Annotated in this window: 18 protein-coding genes; 11 read left to right on the top strand and 7 right to left on the bottom strand. The window is 67.7% G+C overall.

Annotated elements, in window-relative coordinates:
- Nucleotides 1-5: 5 nt before the first annotated feature.
- A complete protein-coding gene (locus EDD93_RS03865; RefSeq protein ID WP_185092207.1) occupies nucleotides 6-1673 on the bottom strand; it encodes a fumarate hydratase in 1668 nt (555 codons plus the stop codon).
- Nucleotides 1674-1937: 264 nt separating this feature from the next.
- Here EDD93_RS03865 and EDD93_RS03860 point away from each other — a divergent pair, with 264 nt between their 5' ends.
- Entirely contained in the window at nucleotides 1938-2606 is a 669-nt protein-coding gene (locus EDD93_RS03860; RefSeq protein ID WP_123523831.1) for a DUF1707 domain-containing protein, read from the top strand.
- A 161-nt stretch (nucleotides 2607-2767) separates the two neighbouring features.
- Nucleotides 2768-3139: a WhiB family transcriptional regulator gene (locus EDD93_RS03855; RefSeq protein ID WP_123523830.1), complete on the top strand. Its 372-nt coding sequence runs from the start codon at nucleotides 2768-2770 to the stop codon at nucleotides 3137-3139.
- Between the two features lie 134 nt (nucleotides 3140-3273).
- Here EDD93_RS03855 and glpX read toward each other — a convergent pair whose 3' ends face one another.
- Nucleotides 3274-4305 (bottom strand): class II fructose-bisphosphatase, encoded by a 1032-nt coding sequence (glpX, locus tag EDD93_RS03850; protein WP_123461360.1) that lies wholly within the window; start codon nucleotides 4303-4305, stop codon nucleotides 3274-3276.
- Nucleotides 4306-4447: 142 nt separating this feature from the next.
- Here glpX and EDD93_RS03845 point away from each other — a divergent pair, with 142 nt between their 5' ends.
- Nucleotides 4448-4966: a DUF4245 domain-containing protein gene (locus EDD93_RS03845; protein WP_123523829.1), complete on the top strand. Its 519-nt coding sequence runs from the start codon at nucleotides 4448-4450 to the stop codon at nucleotides 4964-4966.
- A gap of 122 nt (nucleotides 4967-5088) precedes the next feature.
- On the opposite strand, the gene EDD93_RS03840 is transcribed toward EDD93_RS03845, so the two are convergent.
- From EDD93_RS03840 to EDD93_RS03825, 4 genes are all read right to left on the bottom strand, one after another.
- Nucleotides 5089-5679 (bottom strand): malonic semialdehyde reductase, encoded by a 591-nt coding sequence (locus EDD93_RS03840; RefSeq protein WP_123527568.1) that lies wholly within the window; start codon nucleotides 5677-5679, stop codon nucleotides 5089-5091.
- 165 nt (nucleotides 5680-5844) lie between these two features.
- Nucleotides 5845-6114 carry an exodeoxyribonuclease VII small subunit gene (locus EDD93_RS03835; RefSeq protein WP_123523828.1) on the bottom strand — a complete coding sequence of 90 codons (270 nt, stop codon included), beginning with the start codon at nucleotides 6112-6114 and terminating at the stop codon, nucleotides 5845-5847.
- 87 nt (nucleotides 6115-6201) lie between these two features.
- On the bottom strand, nucleotides 6202-7413 hold the full coding sequence (gene xseA, locus EDD93_RS03830) for an exodeoxyribonuclease VII large subunit (protein ID WP_123523827.1): 1212 nt from the start codon (nucleotides 7411-7413) through the stop codon (nucleotides 6202-6204).
- Between the two features lie 136 nt (nucleotides 7414-7549).
- Nucleotides 7550-8983 (bottom strand): APC family permease, encoded by a 1434-nt coding sequence (locus EDD93_RS03825; protein ID WP_260255611.1) that lies wholly within the window; start codon nucleotides 8981-8983, stop codon nucleotides 7550-7552.
- A 147-nt stretch (nucleotides 8984-9130) separates the two neighbouring features.
- On the opposite strand from EDD93_RS03825, the gene EDD93_RS03820 reads away from it, so the two are divergent.
- Nucleotides 9131-10120 (top strand): 4-hydroxy-3-methylbut-2-enyl diphosphate reductase, encoded by a 990-nt coding sequence (locus EDD93_RS03820; protein WP_185092206.1) that lies wholly within the window; start codon nucleotides 9131-9133, stop codon nucleotides 10118-10120.
- 114 nt (nucleotides 10121-10234) lie between these two features.
- Nucleotides 10235-10972 (top strand): polyphosphate--glucose phosphotransferase, encoded by a 738-nt coding sequence (gene ppgK, locus EDD93_RS03815; protein WP_123523826.1) that lies wholly within the window; start codon nucleotides 10235-10237, stop codon nucleotides 10970-10972.
- Between the two features lie 97 nt (nucleotides 10973-11069).
- Here ppgK and EDD93_RS03810 read toward each other — a convergent pair whose 3' ends face one another.
- Nucleotides 11070-11774, bottom strand: a complete 705-nt coding sequence (locus tag EDD93_RS03810; RefSeq protein ID WP_398902822.1) for a DUF6542 domain-containing protein — start codon at nucleotides 11772-11774, stop codon at nucleotides 11070-11072.
- Between the two features lie 217 nt (nucleotides 11775-11991).
- Between EDD93_RS03810 and ychF the strand changes: the two genes are divergently transcribed.
- From ychF to EDD93_RS03780, 6 genes are all read left to right on the top strand, one after another.
- Nucleotides 11992-13080: a redox-regulated ATPase YchF gene (gene ychF, locus EDD93_RS03805; RefSeq protein WP_123523825.1), complete on the top strand. Its 1089-nt coding sequence runs from the start codon at nucleotides 11992-11994 to the stop codon at nucleotides 13078-13080.
- A 289-nt stretch (nucleotides 13081-13369) separates the two neighbouring features.
- A complete protein-coding gene (locus EDD93_RS03800) occupies nucleotides 13370-15115 on the top strand; it encodes a class I SAM-dependent DNA methyltransferase (RefSeq protein WP_123523824.1) in 1746 nt (581 codons plus the stop codon).
- Complete coding sequence (locus tag EDD93_RS03795; protein ID WP_123523823.1) at nucleotides 15112-16311, top strand: restriction endonuclease subunit S; 1200 nt, start codon at nucleotides 15112-15114, stop codon at nucleotides 16309-16311. The genes EDD93_RS03800 and EDD93_RS03795 overlap by 4 nt, the downstream gene beginning before the upstream one ends.
- The gene (locus EDD93_RS03790) at nucleotides 16311-19883 is read left to right on the top strand and encodes a type I restriction endonuclease subunit R (RefSeq protein WP_260255610.1); all 3573 of its coding nucleotides are present in this window, start codon (nucleotides 16311-16313) and stop codon (nucleotides 19881-19883) included. The genes EDD93_RS03795 and EDD93_RS03790 overlap by 1 nt, the downstream gene beginning before the upstream one ends.
- A 3-nt stretch (nucleotides 19884-19886) precedes the next feature.
- Nucleotides 19887-21167: a CHAT domain-containing protein gene (locus tag EDD93_RS03785; protein ID WP_123523822.1), complete on the top strand. Its 1281-nt coding sequence runs from the start codon at nucleotides 19887-19889 to the stop codon at nucleotides 21165-21167.
- Nucleotides 21164-22192, top strand: a complete 1029-nt coding sequence (locus EDD93_RS03780) for a hypothetical protein (RefSeq protein WP_123523821.1) — start codon at nucleotides 21164-21166, stop codon at nucleotides 22190-22192. The genes EDD93_RS03785 and EDD93_RS03780 overlap by 4 nt, the downstream gene beginning before the upstream one ends.
- Nucleotides 22193-22198 lie beyond the last annotated feature (6 nt).

Genomic DNA, 22198 nt, shown 5'->3' with positions numbered 1-22198 from the left:
GTCCGTCAGGCCAGGCCGGGGCCGCGTACCGGAATGCTGGTGAACGTCGGTGCCGGGGCGGGCTCGGTGAAGAAGTCGTTGCCCTTGTCGTCGACGACGACGAACGCCGGGAAGTCCTCGACCTCGATCCGCCAGACCGCCTCCATGCCGAGCTCCTCGTACTCGACGACCTCGACCTTCTTGATGCAGTCCTGCGCGAGCCGCGCCGCCGGGCCGCCGATGGAGCCGAGGTAGAAGCCGCCGTGCGCGTCGCACGCGTCGGTGACCTGCTTGGACCGGTTGCCCTTGGCGAGCATCACCTTGGAGCCGCCGGCCGCCTGGAACTGCGCGACGTAGCTGTCCATCCGGCCGGCGGTCGTCGGGCCGAAGGAACCGGAGGCGTAACCCTCGGGCGTCTTGGCCGGTCCCGCGTAGTAGACCGGGTGGTCCTTCAGGTACTGCGGCATCTCCTCGCCCGCGTCGAGGCGCTCCTTGATCTTGGCGTGCGCGATGTCGCGCGCCACGACCAGCGGGCCGGTCAGCGAGAGCCGGGTCTTGACCGGGTACTTGGTCAGCTCGGCGAGGATCTCGTCCATCGGCCGGTTGAGGTCGATCCTGACCACGTCACCGGCCTCGTCGAGGTGCTCGTCGGTGGTGTCGGGGAGGAAGCGGGCCGGGTCCGTCTCCAGCTGCTCCAGGAAGACGCCCTCGGCGGTGATCTTCGCGGTGGCCTGGCGGTCGGCCGAGCAGGAGACGGCGATGGCGACGGGCAGCGAGGCGCCGTGGCGGGGGAGGCGCACGACCCGTACGTCGTGGCAGAAGTACTTGCCGCCGAACTGCGCCCCGATGCCGATCTTCTGCGTCAGCTCGAAGACCTTCTCCTCCAGCTCCTTGTCCCGGAAGCCGTGACCGGTGGGGGAGCCCTCGGCGGGCAGCTCGTCCAGGTAGTGCGCGGAGGCGTACTTCGCGGTCTTCATCGCGAACTCGGCCGACGTACCGCCGACCACGATCGCCAGGTGGTACGGCGGGCACGCGGCCGTACCGAGCGAGCGGATCTTCTCCTCCAGGAACTTCATCATGGAGGCCTCGTTGAGGACCGCCTTGGTCTCCTGGAAGAGGAACGACTTGTTGGCCGAGCCGCCGCCCTTCGCCATGAAGAGGAACTTGTACGCACCGCCGTCGGTCGCGTACAGCTCGATCTGGGCCGGGAGGTTGGAGCCGGTGTTCTTCTCGTCCCACATGTTCAGCGGGGCCATCTGCGAGTAGCGCAGGTTGAGCTTGGTGTACGCGTCGAAGATTCCGTGCGACAGCGCCTCCTCGTCACCGCCCTCGGTGAGCACGTTCTGCCCGCGCTTGCCCATGACGATCGCGGTGCCGGTGTCCTGGCACATCGGGAGCACGCCCGCGGCGGCGATGTTCGCGTTCTTCAGCAGGTCGAGCGCGACGAACTTGTCGTTGGACGAGGCCTCGGGGTCGTCCACGATCCGCCGCAGCTGCGCCAGGTGCGCGGGCCGCAGGTAGTGCGAGATGTCGTGCATGGCCTCGGCGGCCAGGGTGCGCAGCGCCGCCGGATCGACCTTGAGGAACGTACGGCCGTCGGCCTCGAAGGTGGAGACACCCTCGGAGGTGACCAGACGGTACGGCGTGGTGTCCTCTCCCAGGGGGAGCAGATCGGAGTACGCAAACTCTGGCATTACGGCCATTCCTCACTCGGTGACAGCGGCTGGCCTCCCTTGGACAGCGCACCCACCAGGGTAGGACCCCGCAGGAGCGGCGAGCCTGTGAGGTAGGGCTCACCGGGATCGGCCCCGCGCCACGCCGTCAACGCCCGGCCCGGGGCCGGTCGTCGAACTGCCGCCCGCCGCCTGCCGCGCTACCGCCTGCCGCGCTGCGGGCGACGGCGGCGGTTTGCCCACAGGGCCTAGTCGCGATCTATCGCGTTTGGGTACGCTGGGTCGGTGGACCTCGAAAAGCACCCCCAGCAGCCCACCGCGCCGGCGGAACCCGACGGTATCCGCGCTTCCGACGCCGACCGGGACCGGATCGCGGACATCCTGCGGGAAGCCATGGCCGAGGGCCGGCTGACCGCCGACGAGCACGGCGAGCGGGTCGACGCGGTCTACCGTGCCAAGACCGTCGGCGAACTGGAGCCGCTGGTACGGGATCTGCCCGCGCCGGGCGGCGCGGCCACCAGGCCCGCCGCCGCGCAGTACGCCCACGGCCCCGAGGAGACCGCGGGCCCGGCCGACAACCTGATCGCGGTCTTCAGCAGTTCCACCCGCAGGGGGCGCTGGCGGGTCGGCGGCCGGACGAACGCGTTCTCGCTGTTCGGCAGTGTGGAGATCGATCTGACCGAGGCGCTTTTCGGACAGCGTCTGACCGTGATCAACGCGACCTCCATCTTCGGAAGTGTCGAGATCCGGGTTCCCGAGAACATCTCGCTGCGCGGCAGCGGAACGGGAATCTTCGGGAATTTCGAAGTCGTCACGCTGGAATCCGGAGATCCGGAGGCGCCCGTGGTCGTGGTCAACGGCTATTCGGTGTTCGGCAGCGTCGAGGCAAAGCCCAAGCGCGGCAAGTTCATCGCGGATCTCCAGGACCGGCTGCGCAAACACCTCGGGCGCTGACGCGGAAGCGGTCCCGGGAGGAACTGATTTCAGCCGAAACCGCGATCGGCCGCAATTTCGCGGACCGGACCTGAGTGCCACTCAGTGCATAGGCGCGCGCACAGCGGGTAGGGAGAGCTGCATCGTCTTCTCGCCCGCGAAGCCGTCGTCAGGAGTGGACCGTGCTGCAACTGCCGCATCAGCCCCTGCAGGTCGCCGCCGTTCCTTCCCAGCGGAATCCCGCTCGGGAGGACCAGGCAGGCCCCTGGCATTCGGAGGCGGTGTGCCGCCGGGACGAAGCCGGGCTGTTCTTCGCCCCGTCGAAGGAGCCGACCGCTGCCCGGCTCTCCCGCGAGGAGTCCGCGAAGCGGGTCTGCGCGCGCTGTCCGGTCATGGTCGAATGCCGGGAACACGCCCTGCTGCAGCCCGAGCCGTACGGGGTGTGGGGCGGCCTCACGGCTGCCGAACGCCGCGTGGCCCTCGCCCGCCGCCGGCGGCGCGAGGCCGAGCTCAAGGCATCCGGCGCGGCGGGCCGCATCGCCGCGGCCGGCTGAGTGCCGCACCGCATCCGTTTGGACGTGGAAGGGGCGCCCCCACCGCACATGGGGGGCGCCCCTCTCACGTGATCGTGAACGCGCCTACGTCGTAGGTGTCGACGCGGCGCGTGTCCGCGTCAGGCGTGTCTGCGTCACTTCGCGCGGTCGAAGTCGATCGCGCTGTAGGCCCGCAGCTTCGACAGCCGGTGGGTCGAGTCGATCTTCCGGATGGTGCCCGACTTGGAGCGCATCACGATCGACTCGGTGGTGGCCGTCTCCGCGCGGTAGCGCACACCGCGCATCAGTTCGCCGTCCGTGATGCCGGTCGCCACGAAGAACACGTTGTCGCCGCTGACCAGGTCGTCCGTGGACAGCACCCGGTCCAGGTCGTGCCCGGCGTCCAGCGCGCGCTGGCGCTCGGCCGCGTCCTTCGGCCAGAGCTTGCCCTGGATGACACCGCCGAGGCACTTTATGGCGCAGGCCGAGATGATGCCTTCAGGAGTGCCGCCGATCCCCATCAGCAGGTCGACGCCGGTGTCGTCGCGGGCGGCCATGATCGAACCCGCGACATCTCCGTCGGAGATGAACTTGATCCGCGCGCCGGTCTCCCGGATCTCCTTGACGATGCCCTCGTGGCGCGGGCGGTCCAGGATGACGACGGTGACGTCCTCGGGGGTGGAGTTCTTCGCCTTCGCGACCCGGCGGATGTTCACCGAGACGGGGGCGTTGATGTCGACGAAGTCGGCGGCCTCGGGGCCGGTGACCAGCTTGTCCATGTAGAAGACCGCGGACGGGTCGAACATCGCGCCCCGGTCTGCGGCGGCCAGCACGGCGATCGCGTTCGGCATGCCCTTGGCGTTCAGGGTCGTGCCGTCGATCGGGTCGACGGCGATGTCGACCTCGGGGCCGGTGCCGTCACCGACCCGCTCGCCGTTGAACAGCATGGGGGCTTCGTCCTTCTCGCCCTCACCGATGACGACGATGCCGTTCATCGACACGGTGGAGACGAGGGTCCGCATGGCCTTCACGGCGGCGCCGTCGGCGCCGATCTTGTCCCCGCGGCCGACCCAGCGCCCGGCGGCCATGGCGGCGGCCTCGGTGACCCGGACGAGCTCCAGGGCGAGGTTGCGGTCGGGGGCCTCCGGGGAGACCTCCAGCTGGGACGGCAGATGATGCTCGGACATCGGAGCGCACCTTTCTGTACGACGACGACCGGATGAGGGTGATGTGACTCTATCGTCAGGTCGATAAAATGAGCAGACCGGGTCACTTATGAGCGGGGCGCCCCCGGTTCGGTGCCGTCGGGGCTGATGCGACGATGGACCCGTGGCAAGCAAGCGAGGCAAGCAGACAGTGCGGGACATGTTCCTGTCGTTGGCGGTGATCGCCGCCGTGGCGGGGGTCGTCTACATCTTCGTCCCGCACGACGACAAGGCCGATCCCGTCAAGGCGGTCGACTACCGGGTCGAGCTCCTGACGGCGCGGCGCGCGGCTCCGTATCCGGTGGTGGCGCCCAGCGGTCTGGCGCAGAAGTGGAAGCCGACCTCCGTCAGCTACGAGCGCGAGGCCGGCAACAGCTGGCACCTGGGCTTCCTCGATCCGGACGGCGGGTACGTCGCGGTGGAGCAGTCCACGTCGCCGGCGAAGAAGTACATCACCGCTGTCAGCCAGGACGCGAAGAACACCGGCCGCACCCAGCAGGTCGCCGGTGAGACGTGGCAGCACTGGGAGGGCCCGAAGTACGACGCCCTCGTGCGCGAGGGCAAGGGGGCGACCACGGTCGTCACCGGCTCCGCCTCGCCGGAGCGGCTGGCGGAGATGGCGGCGGCGCTCAAGACGTCCTGACGGCGCCTTCCGGCAGCAGGAAGGGCCGCTGGCGCGCACGGGCGCGCCGGGGCGCGCGACATACGGAAAGGCCCTGGAGCAGGTGCTCCAGGGCCTTTCCGTATGTCGCGGCGCGCTCGGACTCAGACGGTCTTGATGACCTCGTCGTAGGCCAGGCGCGGCAGACGCGGGAACCAGGCGTCGTCGCCCGGCTTGCCGATGTTGACGACCATCAGCACGTTGTGGTCGCCGTCCAGGAACTCCTTCTCGATGCCCGCGGCGTCGTAGCCGGTCATCGGGCCGGCGGCCAGGCCGGCGGCGCGGACGCCGATGATGAAGTAGGCGGCCTGCAGCGCGCCGTTCAGCGCGGCGGCGGACTCGCGGACCGGGCGCTCGGAGAAGAACGCGTCCTTGGCCTGCGGGAAGTGCGGCAGCAGCGCCGGGAGCTCCTCGTGGAACTCGTTGTCGGTGGCCAGGATCGCGACCAGCGGGGCGGTCGAGGTCTTGGGCTGGTTGCCCTCGGCCATGTGCTGGACGAGGCGCGCGCGGGCGTCGTCCGAGCGGACCAGGACGACGCGCAGCGGCGACTGGTTGAACGCGGTCGGGCCGTACTTGACCAGGTCGTAAATCGCCTGGACCTGCTCCTCGGTCACCGGCTCGTCGGTGAAGGTGTTGGCGGTGCGGGCCTCACGGAAGAGGAGGTCCTGGGCGGCGGGGTCAAGAACGAGGGACATCTTGCGTATTACCTTCCGGACGAACACGGGGGTCGGACTACTCCGGTCACCGTACGGGAGAGGTAGGTTAACTTTCAACTAAAACTGGAGGGGAGTGATCCACTCCACAACGGCAGTGGTGACGGTGACGGCGAGGGGCCGCCCTCCGGCCGTACACCGCCCGGCTCAGCCCGCGTCGGCCGCCGGGCCCTCGGCGCCGTCGGTCCCGGAGCCGGCCGGCCCCGCCAGCGCGGCGTCCAGCCGGGCGCGGGCGCCCTCCAGCCAGTGCCGGCACACCTTCGCCAGCTCCTCGCCCCGCTCCCACAGGGCCAGGGACTCCTCCAGGCTCGTCCCGCCCGCCTCCAGCCGGCGCACCACCTCGATCAGCTCGTCGCGCGCCTGCTCGTATCCGAGCGTGCCCGTGGCCGCAGCCGCCGTCGTCCCGTCGTCCGTCATGTGATCCACCCTATGCGTCGGCATGTCCGTCGATTCCGGCCCCGGCCGGCCTTCCGGGCCCTGTCCGCAGGGACCGGAAGGTGTTGCTCATCCGTCGACCCGCACGACGAACTCGCCCCCCGACACCCGGGCCCGCAGCGCGTCCCCGGCCGCCCCAGCGTCCGAGGGATCGCGCACCACGTGCCCGTCCGCCCGCTGCAGCACCGCGTAGCCGCGCTCCAGCGTCGCCGCGGGCGACAGCGCGACCACCCGGGCGCGGGTGTGGGAGAGCTCCGAGTCCGCACGGTCCAGCAGATGGCCCAGCACCCGCCGGCCGCGCCCGATCAGCGCGTCGATCTCCGCCGCCCGCTCGTCCACCATCCGCTGCGGGCGCTCCATCGATGGGCGCCCCAGCGCGTGCGCGAGCCCCCGCTCCTCCCGGTCGAGCAGTCCCCGCAGCGACCGCAGCGCCCGGTCCCGCAGCTGCTGGACCCGGTCCAGCTCCTCGCTCACATCGGGCACGATCCGCTTCGCGGCGTCCGTCGGGGTGGAGGCCCGTACGTCGGCCACCAGGTCGAGCAGCGGGGAGTCCGGCTCGTGCCCGATGGCCGAGACCACCGGGGTGCGGCAGGCCGCGACCGTACGGATCAGCTGCTCGTCCGAGAACGGCAGCAGGTCCTCCACGCTGCCGCCGCCACGCGCCACGACGATCACGTCGACCTCGGGGAGAGCGTCCAGCTCCTGCACGGCCCGGACCACCTGGTTCACCGCGTGCACGCCCTGCACGGCGGTGTTGCGGACCTCGAAGCGGACCGCGGGCCACCGGCGCCGGGTGTTCTCCAGGACATCGCGCTCGGCCGCCGAGGCCCGGCCGCAGACGAGACCGATCAGCTGCGGCAGGAAGGGCAGCGGCTTCTTGCGGTCGAGGGCGAAGAGGCCCTCCCCGGCCAGTGACTTCTTCAGCTGCTCCAGCCGGACCAGCAGCTCGCCGATGCCGACCGGCCGTATCTCCGTGGCACGCAGTGAGAGCTGCCCGCGGGGGGCGTACCACTCGGGCTTGGCGAGGACGACGACCCGCGCGCCCTCCGTGACCACGTCGGCGATCCGGTCGAAGACCTGCCGGAAGCACGTCACGCTCACCGAGATGTCGTGCGAGGGGTCGCGCAGTGTCAGGAACACCACTCCGGCCCCCGGGCGCCGCGACAGCTGGGTGATCTGTCCCTCGACCCAGACGGCGCCGAGCCGGTCGATCCAGCCGCCGATGAGCCGTGACACGTCACCGACGGGCAGCGGAGCTTCCGCGGATGTTTGGAGAGCCATGCGAGCGAGCGTATCCGTCTGCACCGACAACCAGCCGGCCCCGCGGAAGGAGCCCGGGAGAAGGAACCCGCGGGCATCGAACCTGCGGGCGCCGAGCGCGCCACCCGCCGCACTCCTGACGCCGACGCCGTGTCCCTCACGCCGACCGGCGTCCGCGCTGCACCAGGAGTACCGCGAGCCCTACCACGAGCCAGCACGCCCCCACCACCTGCGCGCTCGACGTCGCCTCCACGATCACCGCGATCAGCACGCCGGCACCCACCACCGGGATCAGGACGTGCCGCCACCAGCTCGGCGGCCCCTCCATCCGGCGCACCACGAACCAGCCGACCACCGAAGCGTGCAGCAGCACGAACGCGGTCAGCGCGCCCACGTCCACGACCGACACCAGATGGTCCAGGCCGTCGTCGCGCCGGGCCGCCCAGACCGCCGCCACCAGCGTCACGACCGCCGCGATCAGGATCGCGATCCGGGGCACCCCCGAGCGCGGATCGACCTTGGACAGCAGCGCGGGCAGCCGGCGCTCCCGGGCCATCGCGAACAGCAGCCGGCCCGCGGCCGCCTGCCCGGCCAGCGCCGCGAACGCCGCCCCGATCGCCTTGCTGACCGCCACCAGATCGTGCAGCCAGGAGCCGACCGCGGAGTCCACCGTGTCGTAGAAGGCGGAGCCCTGGGCGGCCGGGTCGGCGGCCAGCTCGGCCGACGTCATCGGTTCGAGCAGCGCCGCCAGATACGCCTGTGCCACGAACAGGAACCCCGCCAGCACCAGGCAGAACAGCAGCGCCCGCGCCACCTTGGCCGAGCCGCCCGTCACCTCCTCCGCGAACGTGGCGATGGCGTCGAAGCCCAGGTACGACAGCACGGCCACGGACACCGCCCCCAGCACGGCCGTCGCGGAGAAGCCCGCGTCGCCGTTGAGCGGCGTCAGCCAGCCGCGCTGCGCCCCGTCCTGCACCAGGACCACCACGGCGGACACCAGGAACACCAGCAGCACCACGATCTCCATGGCGAGCACCGCGAAGCCGACCCGGGCCGCCGCCCGTACGCCCCAGAGGTTCAGCAGCGTCGTGAGGACCACGGCCAGCGCGGTCCACACCCACCGCGACACGTCGGGCACCAGCGAGTTCATCGCGATGCCGGAGAAGAGGTAGGCGACCGCCGGGATCAGCAGGTAGTCCAGCATCGCCATCCACCCGGCGATGAACCCCGGCGCCTCCCCGAGCCCTTTGCGCGCGTACGCGAACACCGAACCCGCCAGGGGAGCGACCCGCACCATCTGCGCGTAGCTGAAAGCGGTGAACGCCATCACCACGGTCGCCGCGATGTAGACCAGCGCCACCGCGCCGTGCGATTTCGCGTCGAGCGTGCCGAAGACGCCGACCGGGGCCATCGGGGCGATGAACAGCAGCCCGTAGACCACCAGATCCCGGAAGCCCAGCGTCCGCCGCAGCCCCGCCCGGCCTGCGGTGCTGCCGGAGACCTCGCCGGAAACCGCGTCGTGGCCGGAGCCCGTGCCGTTACCGGAATCGGTTCCGCTGCCGGAATCGCTGCGGCTGTCGCTGCCGGCCATGAGTCCTCCGTTGTTCGCGTGATGATCAGTCTCCCGACCCCGTCGGCCCCGCGCCTGTTCGGTACGGCCTAACGGCCTCCCCCGCTGCGGGGAGCGGGCTCCCGGTGCTCTCCGGCTCCGCGCCCTGCCGCGGGGGAGGCCGTTACGATGGGGCGCATGACTGCTACGACACCCCGACGCGTCCTGCTCGCCGCTCCCCGTGGCTACTGCGCGGGCGTGGACCGTGCCGTGATCGCCGTGGAGAAGGCTCTGGAGCAGTACGGCTCACCGGTCTACGTGCGCCACGAGATCGTCCACAACAAATACGTCGTGCAGACGCTGGAGAAGAAGGGCGCGATCTTCGTCGAGGAGACCGCCGAGGTCCCCGAGGGCTCGATCGTGATGTTCTCCGCCCACGGCGTCGCGCCGACCGTGCACGACGAGGCGGCCGAACGCAAGCTCGCCACGATCGACGCGACCTGCCCGCTCGTCACCAAGGTCCACAAGGAGGCCGTCCGCTTCGCGCAGGACGACTTCGACATCCTCCTCATCGGCCACGAGGGCCATGAGGAGGTCATCGGCACCTCCGGCGAGGCCCCCGACCACATCACGCTGGTCGACGGCCCCGAGGACGTCGCGAACGTCGAGGTGCGCGACCCGTCCCGGGTCGTCTGGCTCTCCCAGACCACGCTCTCGGTCGACGAGACGATGGAGACCGTCGGCGCGCTGAAGGAGAAGTTCCCGCTGCTGATCTCGCCGCCCAGCGACGACATCTGCTACGCCACGCAGAACCGCCAGATCGCGGTCAAGCAGATGGGCGCGGACGCCGACCTGGTGATCGTCGTCGGTTCCAAGAACTCCTCCAACTCGGTCCGCCTGGTCGAGGTCGCACTCGGCGCGGGCGCGGGCGACTCGCACCTGGTCGATTCCGCCGACGAGATCGACGAGGCCTGGCTGGACGGCGTCTCCACGGTCGGCGTCACCTCCGGAGCATCCGTGCCCGAGGTGCTGGTCGACGGTGTGCTGGCCTGGCTGTCCGAGCGGGGCTTCGAGGACGTGGAGATCGTGAAGGCGGCCGAGGAGTCCATCATCTTCTCGCTGCCCAAGGAGCTCCGCCGGGACCTGCGCGCGGAGGCGGCGGCACTGTCGGCGGAATGACCCGGTGACCCAGGTCTCCGGACCGGGTTTCCGCACCGCCTTGCGCATTGCCTTTCCGTACCGGGTTTCCGCTCCGGGAAGTGGGCGGGGCCGCCTGCCCGTAACGTGGATCACATGGAGATCTTCGGCGTGGACATCGGCGGATCCGGGATCAAGGGTGCTCCCGTGGACCTGGACCGCGGAGACCTGGCGCGGGAGCGCCACAAAGTACTCACACCGCACCCGGCCACGCCTGATGACGTGGCCGGGGCAGTGGCCGAGGTGGTCGGGCACTTCGACTGGACGGGCCCGGTGGGCATCACCTTCCCGGGCGTGGTGACCAGCGGTGTCACCCGCTCCGCCGCCAATGTCGACAAGGGCTGGATCGACCTGGACGCCCGCACGCTGCTGAGCGACAAGCTCGGCCTGCCGGTCACCGTGCTGAACGACGCGGACGCGGCCGGTGTCGCGGAGATGACCTTCGGCGCGGGGCGCGGCCGCAAGGGCACGGTCATCGTGCTGACACTCGGTACGGGCATCGGCAGCGCGCTGTTCATCGACGGCAGGCTCGTGCCCAACACCGAGCTCGGCCATCTGGAGCTGAACGGCCACGACGCGGAGAAGCACGCCTCCACCAAGGCCAAGGAGGACGAGGACCTGAGCTGGCACCACTGGGCGCACCGGGTGCAGAAGTACCTGGTCCACGTGGAGATGCTGTTCTCGCCCGAACTGTTCATCATCGGCGGCGGTGTCAGCCGCAAGGCCGACAAGTTCCTGCCGCTGATCGAGCACGTACGGTCCGAGATGGTGCCGGCCGAACTGCAGAACAACGCCGGCATCGTGGGCGCGGCCATGGCGGCAGCGGGCAGCTGAGGCGCTCCCGGCCCGCTGCCGCTGCCCGTCCCGCCTGCTGCTCGGGCCGGTTTCCGCACCTGTCCCGACCTGTCCCGCCCGTTCGCCGGCCGCGGGCTCAGCGCTGGCGGCGCCGGGGCCCCTGTGCGGCGGCCCGGGGCGCTTGCCCGGCGTCCCGGGGTGCCTGCCCGCCGGATCGCGGGGACTGCGGCTGCCCGCCCGCCCGCGCGGTCTGCGCGGCCAGCAGCATCCGTCGCTGCCGGGCCCGCATCAGCCGGACCTTGCGCACGGTCGCGATGAGCCCGGCGACGAGCGTGCCGCCGTACAGCCAGCCGGCGTGGACGGCGAGGGCGGTGACGACGGCCATCATCTGCCCGCCGAAGCCGCCCGTGCCGCCCGAGATCGGGATGATCCCGACGGCGAACGCGATGGGCACGCTGATCGGCGCGGTCACCAGGTCCGCAGGGCGCACCCAGAACGCGGTCAGGGCGCTGACCGGCAGGAACAGCACACCGAACACGGCGGCCGAGCCGTCGAACAGCAGCCAGTCCGCACAGGCCAGCACGAACATGGTGGCCGCCGCGAAGAGCCCGGCGCCGATACCCGTCAGCCGCGGATTCGGCAGCCGCCGCAGGGCGAGCACGGCAGGCGCCACCGGGCGGGCCCGGCCCGCGGGTGTGCTCATCACCCGGTAGACGGCGGCGCTCTCGCCGGCCGCCCCCTTCGCTCCCTTGGTTCCGTTGGCTCCCTTGGTCCCGAGCGGGGACAGCGGGGCCTGCTGAGTCTGGCTGCGCTGCGGGGGACGTGTCCTGTGCTGCTCCACCGGGACAACGTAGGTCGCCGAGCGGCAGGAATCAGGTGCGGGACACGCGCTTTGGGTGACCTTGGCGATGAGTTCGATGCCACACGGCCCAATGGGAACCGGATCGGCCCCCGGCGGGACCCGTGGCCGGGCGCTCGCCCCCGCCCGTAAACTGGAGAATCGGTCCACCGGGGCCGGACCTCACTGCCCCCGCCCACCCCCTAGGGAAGTCGCCAACGTGTCGCTCACGATCGGAATCGTCGGCCTGCCGAATGTCGGCAAGTCGACCCTGTTCAACGCCCTGACCAAGAACGACGTGCTGGCGGCCAACTACCCGTTCGCCACGATCGAGCCGAACGTCGGCGTCGTCGGCGTCCCCGACCCGCGCCTGAAGACGCTCGCGGAGATCTTCAACTCCCAGAAGCTGCTCCCGGCGACGGTCGACTTCGTCGACATCGCGGGCATCGTGCGCGGCGCGAGCGAAGGGGAGGGCCTGGGCAACAAGTTCCTCGCGAACATCCGTGAGTCGGACGCGATCTGCCAGGTCATCCGCGCCTTCAAGGACGAGAACGTCGTCCACGTGGACGGCAAGGTCTCGCCCAAGGACGACATCGAGACGATCAACACCGAGCTGATCCTCGCCGACCTCCAGTCCGTCGAGAAGGCCGTCCCGCGCCTCACGAAGGAGGCCCGCCTCCAGAAGGAGAAGGTCGCCGTCCTGGCCGCGGTCGAGGAGGCCCAGAAGATCCTCGAAGCGGGCGACACCCTCTTCCACGCGGGCATCACCGCCGGCACCGAGAAGGGCCGCCTCCTCCACGAGCTGCACCTGCTCACGACCAAGCCCTTCCTCTACGTCTTCAACGTGGACGAGGACGAGCTGGTCGACGAGGACTTCAAGAACGAGCAGCGCGCTCTCGTGGCCCCCGCCGAGGCGATCTTCCTCAACGCCAAGATCGAGTCCGAACTGATCGAGCTCGACGACGACGAGGCCCTGGAGCTCCTCCAGTCCATGGGCCAGGAAGAGCCCGGCCTCGCGACCCTCGGCCGCGTCGGCTTCGACACCCTGGGCCTCCAGACCTACCTCACGGCAGGCCCCAAGGAGACCCGCGCCTGGACGATCAAGAAGGGTGCCACGGCCCCCGAGGCGGCCGGTGTGATCCACACCGACTTCCAGAAGGGCTTCATCAAGGCGGAGATCATCTCCTTCGACGACCTGGTCGAAACGGGCTCCGTCGCCGAGGCCCGCGCCAAGGGCAAGGCGCGCATGGAGGGCAAGGAATACGTCATGCAGGACGGGGACGTGGTGGAGTTCCGCTTCAATGTGTAGCGGGTGACATACCACCACATCGCTTAACTGGCAAATATGCAGGTCAGAGGGGGCTCGGCTCTTCGGAGTCGGGCCCTTGGCTTTTTTCCGTGCTGGGATGGTGCTGGGATAGCTGACCCCTCGTCACCTGTCATCATCCCCGGTCATCCGTACCGTGCTGGGATCGTGCTGGGACGTGGATGTGGCGGCGGTGCTGGGTTCGGCCCTGGTGAGTGGCCGAACCGTGGGACGGCGGCTGCTAGCTCTGGCAAAGTGATCGGCACTGCTAGACGATTCTCGTGAGGAACTTGTGAGCGCGCTCGGTAGCTTCATCTGGTCAATCGCTGACCAGCTTCGGGGGCCCTATCGCCCCAACCAATACGGGACGGTGGTCCTCCCGTTCACGATCCTGCGGCGGCTCGACTGCATCCTTGAGCCCGATCAGGCGACGGTGCGAGAGCTGGCAGCGAAGTTCGATAACCCGAACCGGCTCAAGGTCGAGGTCAAGAAGGCCACTGGACGGACCTTCTACAACACCTCCAACTACTCGTTCGCGAACCTGCTGGCCGACGCGGACGGGCTGGCGGACAACCTGGTCGACTACATCGACCGTTTTTCCGGCGACGTGGACGTGTTCGAGTACTTCGACTTCAAGAAGGAGATCCTGGCTCTGGAGAAGGCCGGGCTCCTACGTGAGGTTGTCAAGTCCTTCGGCAAGGTCGACCTCCACCCTGTTGTGGTGTCGAACTCCGACATGGGCGACGCCTTCGAATACATCATCCGCAAGTTCAACGAGGCAGCGAACGAGACCTCCGGCGACCACTACACACCCCGCGACGCGATTCGGCTGCTGGTCGACCTGCTCTTCTCGGAGAAGGACATCGACCTCACCGAGGACGGCATCATCCGATCGCTGTACGACCCCACTGCCGGCACCGGCGGCATGCTGTCCCTGGCAGAGGAGCACCTGCTCGCTGGGAACCCTGACGCGAAGCTGGGCCTGTACGGCCAGGAGTACAACCCGCAGTCGTACGCCATCTGCAAGTCCGACCTGCTCGCCAAGGGCCAATACGCGACCAACATCGCATTCGGCAACACCCTCACCGACGATGCCTTCAAGGGCCGCCAGTTCGACTACTGCATGTCCAACCCGCCCTATGGCGTGGACTGGAAGCAGTATGCCAAGGCGGTCAAGGACGAGCGAGACTCCGCTGGCCCCTACGGCCGCTTCGCACCGGGCCTCCCCGCGACATCCGACGGGCAGATGCTCTTCCTGCTCCACCTGGCCCACAAGATGCGCGCACCCGAGGACGGCGGTGGCCGCGTCGGCATCGTCATGAACGGCTCTCCGCTCTTCAACGGCGCCGCCGAATCTGGCCCTTCCAACATCCGTCGGTGGCTGCTAGAGAACGACCTTGTCGACGCGATCGTCGCCCTGCCGACCAACATGTTCTTCAACACCGGCATCGCCACCTACATCTGGATCCTGGACAACACCAAGCACCCCGACCACCAGGGCAAGGTGCAACTGATCGACGGCACGTCGTTCTGGACCAAGATGCGCAAGAACCTCGGAGCCAAGGGACGCGAGATCAGCGACGCCGACCGCGCCGAGGTCGTGCGGCTCTACGCCGACTTTGAGGACGCCGATCCCGACTTCTCCAAGGTGCTGCGCAACGACGAGTTCGGGTATTGGACGGTCACCGTCGAGCGCCCCCTGCTGGACGAGGGCGGGAGCCCTGTCGTCAACCGCAAGGGCGACCCGAAGCCGGATTCGAAGAAGCGTGACACCGAGAACGTGCCTTTCACTTATGGTGGCTCGACCGTCGGCGCGGCAGGTGCGCGCGAAGTCATCCAGGCGTACTTCGACACAGAAGTGAAGCCGCACGTTCCCGACGCCTGGGTCGACTGGACTAAGACCAAGACGGGGTACGAGATCCCCTTTACACGGCATTTCTTCAAGTACGTTCCGCCTCGTCCGCTCGCGGAGATCGATGCCGACCTGGAGAAGCAGGTCGCTAAGATCTTGGATCTTCTTCGCGAGGTGGAGGGATGAGCGACTCTATCCGCCTCAAGTGGCTGCTTTCGGAGTCCGACATCCGAGCGGGAATGAAAGCCGAAACTTTGCCCCTTCTGTCGGTGTCGATCAGTTGGGGTGTTCGGCGTCGGGAGGCGACGGACACGTCTACAAGGGCCGCGGCAGAGGATCTGTCCAACTACAAGATCTGCCGGGCTGGTGACCTTGTCATCAACCGCATGAGGGCGTTCCAGGGGGCCCTTGGCATTGCCCCGGAGGACGGTATCGTCAGCCCTGACTACGCCGTGTTGAGTGTCGGCCCGAGGATCGATACGCGTTGGCTGAAGCACTTTCTCACGAGCAGATCCACCGTGGCGACCATGGCCAGTTTGGTTCGAGGTATCGGCGGAACAGAGGCTGGGAACGTTCGAACTCCCCGACTGAACATCGCCGACCTGCTGTCGATGACCGCGCCTCTCGTATCTACTGAGGAGCAAGGCGTCATCACCGACTACCTCGACCACGAGACGGCCCGCATCGACACACTCATCGATGAGCAGCAGCGGCTGATCGAGTTGCTCCACGAGCGCCGCCACGCGCTTGTTGGCAGAGTCTTCGATACCCGGCTGCCCAATACCCGACTACAGAACGCATGCACGGATGTCGTCGACTGCCCACACACGACGCCGGAGGTTGCGGATGATGGCGCGTACGAGGCAGTCCGAACCGCCTCGGTCAGGAATGGAAAGTTTCGGCCGGGAAACGGCCTGCCCGTCAGTGCGGAGACTTGGGAGGCCCGGAACGCTGGAGGTGCACCGTCCGTCGGCGACGTGTTGTTCACCCGTGAGGCGCCTGCCGGTGAGGCATGCATGGTGCCAAATGAGCAGATTTGCCTTGGCCAGCGGATGGTCCTGCTTCGGATCAACGACGCAGTTTGCGTAGGAGAGTTCCTGCTGTGGCAGATCTACTCGGACCGTGTACAGGACCACTTCCTGCTCTCGGCAAACGGCTCGACAGTGGCAAACGTTCGGCTTCCGATCTTGCGCACAACACCGATCTGGCTGCCGAGTCTCGCGGAGCAACGCCAGATCGTTACGCACCTCGACGAGCAAACGACCAAGATTGACGAACTCGTTTCGGAGACTGAGCAGTTCATTGAACTCGCCAGGGAGCGCCGATCGGCACTGATCACGGCAGCCGTGACAGGTCAGATCGACGTACGAGAGGCGGCGTGATGGCCGACCACAACGAGGCCGTCTTCGAAAAGGAGATCTGCGAGTACCTCAAGGCACGCGGCTGGCTGTACTCGGTGAACGATCACGACGGTGGCGAGTACGACCGCGAGCGGGCGCTCTTCCCAGCGGATCTGTTCGCGTGGCTGGAGGCGACACAGAAGCCGGCGTACGAGAAGGCACTGAAGGCGGCGGGGTCGCAGGCGAAGTTCCTTGACGTGCTGACCGCAGCGTTGGACAAGCCGCTTGAGCATGGCGGCGGGACGTTGAACATCCTGCGCAACGGGGTTCAGTACATCGGTGGCGGCCGGTTGAAGATGGCGCAGTTCCGCCCCGAAACCTCTCTCAACGCGACCACCGTGTCGCATTACGAGTCGATGCGGGTGCGGGTGGTGCGGCAGGTGCACTTCTCGACTGCCGACCAGCGCACCATCGATCTGGTGTTCTTCGTCAACGGGCTTCCGGTGGCCACGGTGGAGCTGAAGACCGACTTCACCCAGTCGCTGGAAGAGGCGATCAACCAGTACAAGCACGATCGCAACCCGCTGACGAACGGGCGCCCGGAGCCGCTGCTGTCGTTCGGTCACCGGGCGCTGGTGCACTTCGCGGTCTCCAACGGCCTAGCGGCCATGACCACGAAGCTGGAGGGGGACAAGACTTACTTCCTTCCGTTCAACATCGGCTTCGACAGTGGTGCTGGCAACCCGCCTGGCGCGGACGATGAGTCGGCGACGGCGTACCTATGGGAACGTGTCTGGGAGAAGCACGCTTGGCTGAACGTCATCGGGCGGCTGATGATCGTGCAGACCAAGGAGGAGTGGGACGTCACCACCGGCACCTCCGTGCGGCGTACGAGCATGCTCTTCCCGCGCTTCCACCAGTGGGAGGCCGTCACAAGCATCGTCGCCGCAGTGAAGGAGGAGGGCGTCGGGCACCGGTACTTGATCGAGCATTCGGCCGGGTCAGGAAAGACGAACACCATTGCCTGGACCGCCCATGGTCTGGCCCGACTACATGATGCCGACGACAAGAAGGTCTTCGACTCCGTCATCGTGGTCGTGGACCGTACCGTGCTCGACTCCCAGCTGCAGGATGCGATTCGGCAGATCGACGGGAACAAGAAGATTGTCGCGACGATCAGCCCCGAGGACGTTCGCAAGGCTGGCGCGAAGTCGAAGTCGGGTCTGCTGGCGCAGGCGTTGAAGAACGGCGAGCTCATCATCGCGGTGACGGTGCAGACCTTCCCGCATGCGTTGGAAGAGATCCGGACCGACGCCGGCCTGAAGGGCAAGCGGTTCGCTGTGATCGCTGATGAGGCGCACTCGTCCCAGGCGGGGCAGATCTCCTCGAAGCTGAAGCAGGTGCTGACAGCCGAGGAGGTCAAGGAGATCGAGGAGGGCGGCGAAGTCGATGTGGAGTCGGTGCTGGCTTCGGAGATGACCGAGCGGGCCGAATCGGAGAACATCTCCTACTTTGCTTTCACTGCGACGCCGAAGAACAAGACCCTTGAACTGTTCGGCCGCAAGGGGCCCGACGGGAAGCCTCACGAGTTCCACCTGTACTCGATGAAGCAGGCGATCGAGGAGGGCTACATCCTCGACGTACTCAAGGGCTACCAGTCCTACGAAACTGCGCTGCAGATCGCCGGCAAGGCGGAGGCTGGTGACGGAGGCGAGGTCGAAGAGGCCGCCGCCCGCAAGGGGCTGATGAGGTGGGTTCAGCTCCACCCGACGAACGTCAGCCAGAAGGTGCAGATCGTCGTCGAGCACTTCCACGCCAACGTCGCCTACCTCCTCGAGGGCAAGGCGAAGGCGATGGTGGTGACCGATTCGCGCAAGTCCGCTGTGAAATACAAGCTGGCGATAGACGCCTACATCGCTAAGCGTCGTGCTGAGGACGCCTCGTACAACTACCGCACCCTGGTCGCCTTCTCGGGCGGGGTGACAATGCCGGAGAACGAGACCTGGCACAGCGACTGGGGCCCGCAGCCCTCGAAGGACGACGAGTTCACCGAGGCCAACATGAACCCCGGTGCCGGGGCTGATCTGGCGGCCGCGTACAAGGGCGACACGTACAAGATCATGCTGGTTGCCAACAAGTTCCAGACCGGCTTCGACCAGCCCCTGCTCTCGGCGATGTACCTCGACAAGAAGCTGTCGGGAGTCACCGCAGTGCAGACGCTCTCGCGCCTCAATCGCACCCACCGCACCGCTGGTGGGGAGCAGAAGCGCAAGACGTTCGTCATCGACTTCGCCAACAAGCCCGAGGACATCAAGACGGCCTTCGAGCCGTACTTCAAGAACGCGACTCTGGAGACCGAGACCGACCCGTATGTCGTCGTCCACCTGGCCAACAAGCTCGCCCAGGCCGGGATCTACACCGAGGGCGACGTCCGCAAGGTCGCCGAACTTTGGGTGACACGGAAGGGCAACAACGCTCTCTCGGCGGCGATCAGCCCGGCGCAGCACGACTTCCGGCGCCGCTACGCGCGGGCGATCGAGGAGGAAGACAAGGTAAAGCTCCAGGAGCTCGACCTGTTCCGCAAGGACGTTTCCACCTACGTACGGCTCTACGACTTCATGTCCCAGATCGTCGACTACGGCGATCCCTACATGGAGATGCTCTCGATCTTCCTGCGCCTGCTGGAGAAGGTGATCGCAGAGTCCGCTTGGGCGGCCGATGTAGACCTCTCCGACGTGGTGCTGGTCGGGGTCAAGCACAGCAAGGCGATCCCGGTCGACATCTCTCTCGTGGGCGACGGACAACTGAAGGGCATCAGCGCCGCCGGCACGGGCGCGAAGAAGGATCCGAAGTACGTTGCGCTTCAGGTCGTCATAGACAAGATGAACGACCTCTTCGGCGCCGAAACGTTCGCCGCCTCCCAGATTAGGGAGTTCGTGCAGGGCCTCCTGCAACTGCTGCTCGCCGACCCGAACCTGGTCCAGCAAACCAAGGTGAACTCTAAGAAGCAGTTCCTGGAGTCACAGGACTTCCAAGCCGCCGTTACGGAAGCAGTCGCAGAAAACCAGGACGCCCACAACACGATGGCCGACTACTTCTTCACCGACGGGCCGGCGATCAACTCGATCATTGTCGCCCTCGCTGATGCCTTCTACGAAGCAGCGGTCGCCCCCCACGCAGTCGCCGGCCGCGTGGTTGATGTCGCAGTGTCACCTCCGGCGCTTTCGGCACCGCCACGCTGCCGAGCGCATCTGACGCTCTTGGACGACAACCCCAGTGTGGGGACTCCAGTACACGTGACGCTGAAGCTGATCGCTGAGTCCCAGCATCCATGGGCCCGCCCAGGTGCGCGGCCCGCGCTGGACATCGTGGCCGTGCCCTTGAGCGGCGCGGAGGTTGCACCAGCCACGATGGCGTACCTCCCTGGAGACGCCGAATCCGAGCAGTTCCGCGTCACGGCACTGGAGCCCGGCACACACCGGATCCGGTTCACCCTGGTACATCACGACACAGGTACCGTCTTGCAGCAGGTGGAGTCCGACCTGTCCATCACCGAGACGAAGCCCAGCGGGCCGGGGAATAGACAGCTGCGGCCACGCACGGGGAGGGCCTGACCGATGCCCCGTGAAGTGCCCACCCGCATTGTTCAGGATCCCAGTGACGGCTTCCGCTTCCTGCCGCACCTGACGACGCAGGCTCCCGACCTCCTGGTCAGCTTCGACGTCCTTGGCAGAGGTCGGATCCGGGCGCGGATATCAGGTTCGGCCGTTCCGGCACTCCAGGGCACCGAGCATAAGGTTGACCTGCATGCCCGGCCCGATGAGGTCCATGGGGCGGCGGCCCGGCTCCGTGCCCGATGGAAATCGGAGTTCGTCGATTTCCAGCCCGTCGACGACCAGAGTCGGCCTCTACAGGGGCGACGGCGCCCGTACGCAACATCCGCGGACCTCAGTACCGAACCTGAGGAGGAGCTGCGCCAGAAAGTGGCCGATCTGGCTCGAAGCGGGGAATCACTGCTGTTTGGCACTCTGCTGCGCGGTGACGATGAACCGACCAAGATGTTCCGCTTCGCCCTGCGTTCAGCCTTGTCCCAGGAGGGGCTGCGGGTACGGTTCGACTCTGATCTACATCTGCCCTGGCCATTGTTGTGCACAACCGAGGATTCCACCGTGCCTGCAACCTTGGAGGTTCTCTTCACTCGCTTCCTCGGCCATCGGCATCAGATCGAGCACACCAGTGATGCCTACGCGTGGATCGGGCCGCCCGGAGCAGCCCACGAGCGACCCACGGTCAGCCTGAACCACGACGTCCGCGTGGGCAGAGCCACCCGTGCGCATGAAGTCGCGAAGGCACTGGCGGTGGGCACGGAGTACACTGAGCGAACGACTTACGAGGAACTCGTCCGCGATCTGGGGAAGCCTGAGCTGGACGAGCAGTTGATGTACTTCTGGTGCCACGGAGACTTCGTCGACAACCTTCCTGAACCCCCGACCCTGGTCGTCAAGCTCACCGACGGCACCCCCTTCGACGGCCACACTGTACGTGAGCTAAGGGCAAACTACCGGCACGGTTGCTTCCGACCGCTTGTCCTACTCAACGCCTGCCACACCGGAGTCTCCGCGGCGAGTGCGGACCGAGCGTTCCTTGGGAGCATGTTCATCGAGCACGGCGCGCAGGGCGTGCTCGGGCCGCAGATCGCGATGCCGCAAGCGTTTGCCGCCGAGTACGCGCTCGAGTTCGTCACCCGCTACTTGCGCGGGGCAGCGACCGCCGGCCAGATCACTCATGAGCTGGCCCGGGACTTCGCCGCCCGATACCGAAATCCCCTGGGGTTCGCCTACGGTCTGCACAGCGGCATGGATGCTCGTCTGGATCGGACAAGTGGAGGCGAGGCGTGAGCCGTGTCGGCACGGTGGAGGTCGTCGACCTGGATGCGACGGGCTGGCTGCTCGACGCTGACACGGGTGAACCTGTACCCGAGGCCTGGTTGCGCCATTACTTCGCGGAGCGTCTTGCCCCACCTGCCTGGGCGACGGACATACTCGTCTATGTCCACGGTTGGCAGACCTCACCCAACTCCGCCTACCGCACCGCCGAGCGACTGTTGGCTCTGATGCACGGCGTCCTGGAGACAGCCCCGGCCCGGTATCCAACCCTAGCGGCCAAGGGCTTCACCCCATGGTGCGTCGTCGTGCGCTGGCCATCCTCCAGCCCGGTCACCCCCACCGGCTACCGCAGGATCCGGGACCGGGCACACGCTATGGGTGCACGCGACGGAGGAGGCCACGCCGCCCACATCCTGGGCCGGCTCCTCGGCTATCTGGATGCCGAGCGCGCCGACCCCGAAGCAGCGCCCGTGCTCGCCAACCGAGACGGTCAGTACCTCCACCTCGTCGGGCACTCCTTCGGCTGCCGCTTCCTGTGCGAGGCGGTCCAATGGTCGGCAGACGCCGACCTCGACGACACACTCGGCTGGAGCGTGACGGACCACTCGCCGTCCCGCCCGTTCACCGCCGACAGCATGCTGCTATTCCAGATGGCCGCACGCCGGGACGCGTTCCTCTCGCTCTTTCCGAACATCCTGCCGAGCGAGGCGCATGACGGCGCTCCGCTGAGGGGGCCCATCGTCGCCACCTACTCCCGTCACGACCGGGCGACGGGGTTTTGGCACCTGCGGGCCGAGCAGCAACCCGGCATCGGGCACTCCGGAATTGGTCCGGCCCCCGCGCCCATGTTCACCACAACCCTGTTGCCACTCGACGAGCGGTATCCGCACTCCACGCTCGACCACCGTTTCGTCAACATCGACGCCTCCGACGTGTACGTTCGCGGGCGCCACCTCAATCCGGCAGGTGCCCATTCCGATCACGTGCGCGCTGAGTCGGCCCACCTGCTACTCACCCTCGCGGACTACTCGCGCTGAGCAGAC

The organism is Streptomyces sp. 840.1 (assembly GCF_003751445.1).
In the GTDB taxonomy this organism is placed as follows: domain Bacteria; phylum Actinomycetota; class Actinomycetes; order Streptomycetales; family Streptomycetaceae; genus Streptomyces.
The sequence above is the reverse complement of the archived record's forward strand: the minus strand, read 5'-3'. Positions and strand labels throughout refer to the sequence as shown.